General features: G+C 56.7%; 8 protein-coding genes. 3 read left to right on the top strand and 5 right to left on the bottom strand.

Going from position 1 to position 7645, the window contains the following annotated elements; all coding sequences use genetic code 11:
- Positions 1-70: 70 nt before the first annotated feature.
- The 3 genes from ybaK to copA form a co-directional block, all read right to left on the bottom strand.
- Entirely contained in the window at positions 71-550 is a 480-nt protein-coding gene (gene ybaK, locus ACH1XZ_RS23115; RefSeq protein ID WP_106930539.1) for a Cys-tRNA(Pro)/Cys-tRNA(Cys) deacylase YbaK, read from the bottom strand.
- A gap of 201 nt (positions 551-751) precedes the next feature.
- Positions 752-1546 carry a TraB/GumN family protein gene (locus tag ACH1XZ_RS23110; RefSeq protein ID WP_395597306.1) on the bottom strand — a complete coding sequence of 265 codons (795 nt, stop codon included), beginning with the start codon at positions 1544-1546 and terminating at the stop codon, positions 752-754.
- An 88-nt stretch (positions 1547-1634) separates the two neighbouring features.
- On the bottom strand, positions 1635-4136 hold the full coding sequence (gene copA / locus ACH1XZ_RS23105; protein ID WP_395597305.1) for a copper-exporting P-type ATPase CopA: 2502 nt from the start codon (positions 4134-4136) through the stop codon (positions 1635-1637).
- Positions 4137-4230: 94 nt separating this feature from the next.
- Here copA and cueR point away from each other — a divergent pair, with 94 nt between their 5' ends.
- Complete coding sequence (gene cueR, locus ACH1XZ_RS23100) at positions 4231-4641, top strand: Cu(I)-responsive transcriptional regulator (protein WP_395597304.1); 411 nt, start codon at positions 4231-4233, stop codon at positions 4639-4641.
- A gap of 3 nt (positions 4642-4644) precedes the next feature.
- On the opposite strand, the gene ACH1XZ_RS23095 is transcribed toward cueR, so the two are convergent.
- Both ACH1XZ_RS23095 and ACH1XZ_RS23090 read right to left on the bottom strand, forming a co-directional pair.
- Positions 4645-5106 (bottom strand): NfeD family protein, encoded by a 462-nt coding sequence (locus ACH1XZ_RS23095; protein ID WP_395597303.1) that lies wholly within the window; start codon positions 5104-5106, stop codon positions 4645-4647.
- Entirely contained in the window at positions 5103-6020 is a 918-nt protein-coding gene (locus ACH1XZ_RS23090) for an SPFH domain-containing protein (RefSeq protein ID WP_395597302.1), read from the bottom strand. The genes ACH1XZ_RS23095 and ACH1XZ_RS23090 overlap by 4 nt, the downstream gene beginning before the upstream one ends.
- Positions 6021-6146: 126 nt before the next feature.
- On the opposite strand from ACH1XZ_RS23090, the gene fetA reads away from it, so the two are divergent.
- Both fetA and fetB read left to right on the top strand, forming a co-directional pair.
- Positions 6147-6806 (top strand): iron efflux ABC transporter ATP-binding subunit FetA, encoded by a 660-nt coding sequence (fetA, locus tag ACH1XZ_RS23085; protein WP_395597301.1) that lies wholly within the window; start codon positions 6147-6149, stop codon positions 6804-6806.
- The gene (gene fetB, locus ACH1XZ_RS23080; RefSeq protein ID WP_395597300.1) at positions 6799-7584 is read left to right on the top strand and encodes an iron efflux ABC transporter permease subunit FetB; all 786 of its coding nucleotides are present in this window, start codon (positions 6799-6801) and stop codon (positions 7582-7584) included. Before fetA ends, fetB begins: the two co-directional genes overlap by 8 nt.
- The last annotated feature ends 61 nt before the right edge of the window (positions 7585-7645 follow it).

Raw genomic sequence — 7645 nt, 5'->3', positions numbered from 1 at the left:
CCCCCCCCCCCACCCCCCCCCCCCCCCCCCCCCCCCCCCCCCCCCCCCGCCGGGTAAACCGGCCACACGATCAATCCCGGCGCGCAATATCCGCAAACGTCGCGCCAAGAATCTTCGCTAAATCCACCGCCGCCAGCTCAATATCCAGCCCGCGCTTCCCACCGGAGACATAAATAGAGGCAAATTCCTGCGATGGCGCATCAATCACCGTTGGTAGACGCTTCTTCTGCCCCAGCGGGCTGATACCGCCCACCAGATAACCGGTCACGCGCTGGGCAACCATCGGGTCGGCCATGTCGACCTTTTTTGCCCCAAGCGCTTTCGCGACCTTTTTCAGATCCAACTGCCCGGCGACCGGCGTTACCGCCACCGCCAGTTGTTTCATGTCGCCGTTCATCGCAACCAAAAGTGTTTTGTATACCTGGTCGGCATTCAGGCCGAGTTTACGCACCACTTCATCGCCAAAATTAGTTTCATTCGGATCGTGATCGTAGGTGTGGATACTGAACGGGATCTTGTTCTTTTCGAGTAGCTTAACTGCGGGAGTCATAACGTTCCTTCTTACTACAGACGTGATATGCAACCAGCATACGCCCTAAAACGGACTAAAAAATAGTATAATCTTGCGCAATAGGTATTGGCAGTTGCGGCAACTTTGAGCGACAATCGAGAGATCCGGAGTGCGAACTCCGGGATAATAATAATGATGAAATTCCTCTTTGACGGGCCAATAGAAATATTGGCCATTTTTTTATCTCAGCATTTGCGGCAGATTGCCCTCTCCGTATAAATGTAGCGCTCCCACGGCCACCACATAACGTCCAGGCGGCAGCGCCAGCAGCGCGTCGCGCCAGGCTTCATTGCGTTTCACCATCAGCACATCATACAGTGACTGGCTAAAAGTATTGGGCAGCGACGCCGTGCCGTTAGACGGCGGCTGCTCTAACCACCAACCGATCATCACCTGCAGCAGCCGGGCGTTGGTGTGCCAATGGGTCAGCGTATCGTCAAGCAACGCCATTCCCCCATCAGGAAGGTGGCAGAGCAGGGCTATCTGGCTGTCGGCCCCCTCCAGTTCCTGCACCGGCAGCGACATTTCGCGCGCGGCCTGAAGGAGCTGATAATCAATACCGTAATCCGGGCGCAGACCCAGCTTTTGCGCCTGGGTGGCCTGCAGCACCATCGCCACCTGCCACAGCGGCTGGGTATCGAAGCGGTACAGCGGCATGCCCAGTTCGTCGCTGAGCTTTTCAAGCTGGCTGAACTGCGCTTCGCTGAGTCGTTCGCGAAGTGGCGGGTATTCTGGTAAATCGCTGAAAGGGGTCTCGTTACCGGAGATATCCGCTTCGACGATTAACGCATCGGCCTGATGAAGTTTTTTCAACAGCTTAGCAGGAAGCGGCGCCATGTCGCGCGTGCCCATATGAATGCTGCCCACCAGATGCAGATGGCGACCGCCGGGGAGTATGACGTCCAGCGCGGGCCAACTGTAGGGGGAACCGCGCAGCGTGCGCCACAGGCGTTGTAGTTGATTTAACAGGCTCATCCGCGCTCCCTGGAAGGAAAATCTCATGCTAGCGCGATGGAGGGAAAGGTGCAAACGCGTCCCTCCCGGTGGCGGGAGGGACGGTAGATTACTGTTTAGGTTTGAAGCGCAGCAGGCGGTTAGCGTTACTCACAACGGTAATCGATGAGAGCGCCATTGCAGCCCCCGCAACCACCGGGTTCAGCAGCGTCCCGGTCAGCGGCCAGAGGATCCCCGCGGCAATCGGAATACCCAGCGAGTTATAGACAAATGCCCCGAGCAGGTTCTGCTTCATATTACGCAGCGTCGCACGAGAAATCGCCAGTGCATCGGCGACCCCAACCAGGCTATGACGCATCAGCGTAATCGCCGCGGTTTCAATCGCTACGTCGCTGCCGCCGCCCATGGCGATACCCACATCGGCCTGCGCTAACGCTGGCGCATCGTTGATACCATCGCCGACCATCGCCACTTTCTGGCCTTGCGCCTGCAAGTCTTTAATCGCCTGCGCTTTACCGTCCGGCAGTACGCCTGCAATCACTTCATCAATACCCGCTTCTTTGGCAATCGCGTTGGCGGTGACGGGGTTATCCCCGGTCAGCATCACCAGACGGTAGCCTTCACGGTGCAGACGTTGCAGCGCGGCAACGCTGTCGCTGCGCAGCGGGTCACGAATGGCGAACAGCGCGGCGGCTTTGCCATCGATGGCCAGCAGCACCGGCGTGGCGCCCTGTGCGGCTTGCTGCGCCATTTCATCGTCCAGCTCGCGGGTGACAACCTGATGTTCATGCAGCAGCGCCTGGTTGCCGAGCAGCAGGGTATGTCCGTCGCTTTCGCCGCTCACGCCCAGCCCACGCAGGGTGCGGAAGGCGTTAACCTGCGGCAGTGATTTTTCGGCGGCTTTCTCCACGATAGCGCGGGCCAGCGGGTGGTTAGAACCCTGTTCCAGTGCGGCGGCGAGGCGCAGCGCGGTGGCTTCGCTAATCGCCCCGAGAGTTTTGACCGCAACGACCTGCGGTTTGCCTTCGGTCAGCGTGCCGGTTTTATCAAATACCAGCGTGGTCAGTTCGCTGGCGCGCTGCAATGCATCGGCATCACGCACCAGTACGCCGTATTCTGCGGCACGGCCGACACCGGCAATAATCGACATCGGCGTTGCCAGACCTAACGCACATGGACAGGCGATAATCAGCACCGTCGTGGCGATAACCAGGGTGTAGACAATCTGCGGCGCCGGGCCGAAGAAGTACCAGATGGCGGCGCTAAAAATGGCAATGGCGACCACCACCGGCACGAACACGGCGGAGATTCTATCTGCCAGTTGGCCGATTTCAGGCTTACTGCTCTGCGCCTGACGGACCATTTTAATAATGCGCGACAGCGTGGTGTGGCTACCTACGGCGCTGGCGCGGAACTGGACTGAACCGTCTTCGACCACGGTACCGGCATGAATGCTGTCACCGTCGCCTTTTTGCTGCGGGATAGGCTCACCGGTCAGCATCGCTTCATCAAACCAGGCTTCGCCCTGGCTGATTTCACCGTCAACCGGAACGCGGTCACCGGTTGCCAGACGTAAGATCATGCCAGGCTGAACGTCGGCCAGCGGCACGGTTTTCTCACCGTCTTCCGTCACTACGCGAGCGGTCGGCGGCGTCAGGTCGAGCAGTTTTTCCAGCGCCCGGGAGGAGCGCTGGCGTGCGCGAGCCTCCAGCATATGCCCCAGATTTATCAGACCGATAATCATGGCACTGGCTTCATAATAAAGGTGGCGGGCTTCCATTGGGAACCACTGCGGCCACAGGTTGACGCTCATCGAATAGAGCCACGCAACGCCGGTACCCAGCGCGACGAGGGTATCCATCGTGGCAGTACGGTTCTTCAGGCTTTTCCACGCGCTGGTGTAAAAGTGACCGCCAGCAAACATCATCACCGCCAGGGTGACTAAACCGATGACCAGCCACAGGGAGCGGTTATCGTCGGAGACCATCATGTTGTCGCCGATCATCCCCCATACCATGACTGGTACGCCGACCAGCAGGGCGACGATCGCCTGCCAGCGAAAACGCTTCATGGTCGCGAGGGCGGTTTCCTGCTGACGTTCGCGGCGCTTGAGATCGTCTTCAATCGCTTCCGCGCCGTAGCCGGCTTTTTCCACCGCCTGGACTAAATCCCCGGCGGAGGCGCTGCCCATCACCAGGGCCGTGCGCTCCGCCAGGTTCACCCGTGCCTGTACGACGCCCGGTACGGCCTGCAACGCATTCTGTACCCGGGAAACGCAGCTGGCGCAGCTCATACCGTTGATCAGCAATTGTTGGCTGTCATCCAGTTCCTGTGCTGCCGGAAGCTCAGGGGTGGCCGCTGTCAGTGCTTCCGACGGGAGTGATGACTCTGCCAGCGGTTTAGCCTTTGGGTGGCTTAACTCCGCGCCATAACCGGCTTGTTTAATGGTTTCGATAAGCGCGTCGGCGCTGGCGCTGCCGGTTACGTGGGCGGCTTCGATAGTCACTTCCGCATGGTCAACGTCAGGGCGTTGTTCCAGGCTCTCTTTCACGCGTTTTACGCAGTGGCCGCAGGACAGACCGTCCAGGGCTAGATCGATGGTTTGAGACATATCACTTTCCTCAATAATGGATGACCAAATTCACCTTATGGTCTACAGTTGTGAAGGTTAAACCTTCCAGCAAGGGGAAGGTCAAGGGGGAAATGTGAATATCAGTGATGTTGCCAAAAAAACCGGCTTAACCAGCAAAGCGATTCGTTTTTATGAAGAGAAGGGGCTGGTCACGCCGCCGCTGCGCAGTGAAAACGGCTACCGCAGCTACACGCAGAAACACCTTGATGAGTTTACGCTACTGCGTCAGGCACGACAGGTTGGGTTTAATCTTGAAGAGTGCGGCGAACTGGTGAATCTGTTTAACGATCCAAAGCGCCATAGCGCGGATGTGAAAGCCTATACGCTGCAAAAAGTGGCGGACATTGAGCGCCACATCAGCGACCTGCAGGCGATGCGCGATCAACTGCTCTCGCTGGCAGCATCCTGCCCGGGAGATGACAGCGCCGATTGTCCGATTATTGATAATCTTTCCGGCTGCTGCCACCGTAAAACCCAGTCCTGATTCCTAGCGAGGAGGGGAGAGCCTGATTCGTAGGACAATCCCTTCCACCGCAATCACCTCGACTTTGCTACCGACGGGCAGGTCGTCGTCAGCGGCAACCGGCCAGGAGCTATCGCCAACCCGCATATGGCCGCGACCGTTCACCAGCGTGCTATCCAGCGTAAAGCGCTGGCCCAGCAGCTGTTGGCCGCGCTGGTTAAGCTGGCCTTCAACCGGTCGCTGACGGTTCGTTCGCCGGGTCAACCACTTCCACCACAGCCACGCCGCCAGTAGCGTCAGCACGGCAAACAGCACACCCTGCCACTCCCAGCTAATGGGCAGCAGCCAGGTAATGGCGCCGGTGACCGCCGCCGCAATGCCGCTCCACAGCAGGTAGCCGCTGCCGCCGAGCATTTCGGCAACCAGAAGCAACCCGCCAAGGCTTAGCCAGAAGAGATGCGGGTGCGTGAGCACCAGCGCAATCATGATGATTTCCGTTCGCTGGCGCTGTCTTTAATCAGCTCGGCGATCCCGGCGATTGAACCCATCAGGCTGCTGGCATCCAGCGGCATCATCACCACTTTGCTGTTATTAGCGGAGCCAATCTGCTGTAACGCATCGGTGTATTTCTGCGCCACGAAGTAGTTCACCGCCTGGATATCACCGGCAGCAATCGCTTCAGAAACCATCTTCGTTGCCGTGGCTTCTGCCTGCGCAGAACGTTCACGCGCTTCCGCCTGCAGGAACGCTGACTGACGCTCACCTTCAGCGGTGAGGATCTGCGCCTGTTTTTCACCTTCGGCTTTAACGATTTGCGCCTGACGGATACCTTCGGCTTCGAGAATATAGGCGCGCTTGGTACGTTCGGCCTTCATCTGTGCGTTCATCGCATCGATAAGCTCTGCCGGTGGACGCACGTCGCGAATCTCGATACGAGTAATTTTGATGCCCCACGGATTAGTCGCTTCATCGACGATATGCAGCAGGCGCGTGTTGATGTTGTCACGCTGGGAGAGCATTTCGTCGAGCTCCATCGAACCGAGGACGGTACGAATGTTGGTCATCGTCAGGTTGATAATGGCCAATTCAAGATTGCTGACCTCATAGGCCGCTTTTGGTGCATCAATGACCTGAATAAAGCAAACGGCATCAATTGAGACGTTGGCGTTATCTTTGGAAATAACTTCCTGAGATGGAATATCGAGTACTTGCTCCATCATATTGATTTTGCGGCCGATGCGATCCATAAACGGCACCACCAGGTTTAACCCTGGATGCAGCGTTTTGGTATAGCGGCCAAAGCGTTCGACCGTCCACTGGTAGCCCTGAGGCACAACTTTGACGCCCGCCGCGACAATCACCAGCGCGACGAAGATAAGAACCGGGATAAATATCAGCATAAAACCTCCTGTTTAACTGTCCGTAACCTGTTCAAGTATATCGGCTATGCAGGGGAAATTCGCCCCCTGAAATTAATTGGGGTTACACTAAGGGCACAAAAGTCAGCATCAGGACAAAATAAAGCAATGAAGGAAAATAGCGCGATTTTACAGCTTGAGCAGGTGAGCTTTCATATTGGTGAGAAAACGGTCCTTGATAAGATTAATTTAAGCGTGGCCCCCGGTGAATTTACGCTGATTACCGGGCCCTCCGGCTGCGGCAAAAGCACCTTATTAAAAATTATCGCCTCGCTGCTTTCACCCACCGATGGGAAGATTCTATTTGAAGGCCAGGATATCAATGCATTAACCCCGGAGGCTTACCGCCAGCAGGTTTCCTACTGCGCACAAACCCCGGCGCTGTTTGGCGATACGGTTTATGACAACTTTATTTTCCCGTGGCAGATACGCAATAAAAGTCCTGAACCGGATCGTTTTCTGACGCAGCTGGCACGCTTTGGCCTGCCGGAAGAGACGCTGTCAAAATCGATTAACGATCTCTCCGGTGGGGAAAAACAGCGGGTATCGCTCATTCGTAACCTGCAATTTTTACCGAAGGTGCTGCTGCTGGATGAAATAACCAGCGCGCTGGACGAGCAAAACAAAAAGAACGTGAACGAGATTATTCATCAGTACGTGCGCGAGCAGCAGATTGCCGTGCTGTGGGTGACGCACGATAAAGATGAAATCAGCCATGCGGATGAAGTGGTGACGCTGCCTTCGCATAGGGAGGCGGGCAATGAATAGCGAACATATCATCACTAACCAATCGCTGGCGCTATCAATGGTGCTGGTACTGGTGGCCATCATCGTGAGCTACCGGGAAAAGCTGGCGCTGGAAAAAGACATTATCTGGAGTATCTGCCGGGCGGTGGTGCAGCTGATTATCGTCGGCTATGTATTGAAGTATATCTTCAATGTTAATCACGCGGTGCTGACGCTGTGCATGGTGCTGTTTATCTGCTTCAACGCGGCGTACAACGCCCAAAAGCGCAGTAAGTATATTGATAAAGCCTTTGTGTCATCGTTTATTGCCATTACCACCGGCGCGGGGCTAACGCTGGCGGTGCTGGTGTTCTCCGGCTCGATTGCCTTTGTGCCGATGCAGGTGATCCCGATTTCCGGGATGATTGCCGGGAACGCGATGATTGCGGTGGGGCTGTGCTACAACAACCTGGGGCAGCGCTTTAGCGCCGAGCAGCAGCAGATTCAGGAGAAGCTGAGTCTGGGGGCAACGCCGAAAATGGCCTCTGCACGCCTGATTCGTGAAAGTATTCGTGCGTCGCTGATCCCGACCGTGGATTCGGCAAAAACTGTGGGGTTGGTGAGTCTGCCGGGGATGATGTCCGGGCTGATTTTTGCCGGTATAGACCCGGTAAAAGCGATTAAGTATCAGATTATGGTGACGTTTATGCTGCTCTCAACCGCCAGCTTGTCGACCATTATTGCCTGCTATCTGACCTACCGGAAGTTTTACAACGCCCGCCACCAGTTGGTGGTGACGCAATTGAAGAAACGCACATAATGTGAGATTTCCCGGCGGGGGGGGGGGGGGGGGGGGGGGGGGGGGGGGGGGGGGGGGGGGG

Origin of the sequence: Kluyvera chengduensis, assembly GCF_044197065.1 — a bacterium.
Classification (GTDB): domain Bacteria; phylum Pseudomonadota; class Gammaproteobacteria; order Enterobacterales; family Enterobacteriaceae; genus Kluyvera; species Kluyvera ascorbata_C.
This window is presented reverse-complemented; position numbering and strand designations above follow the sequence as displayed.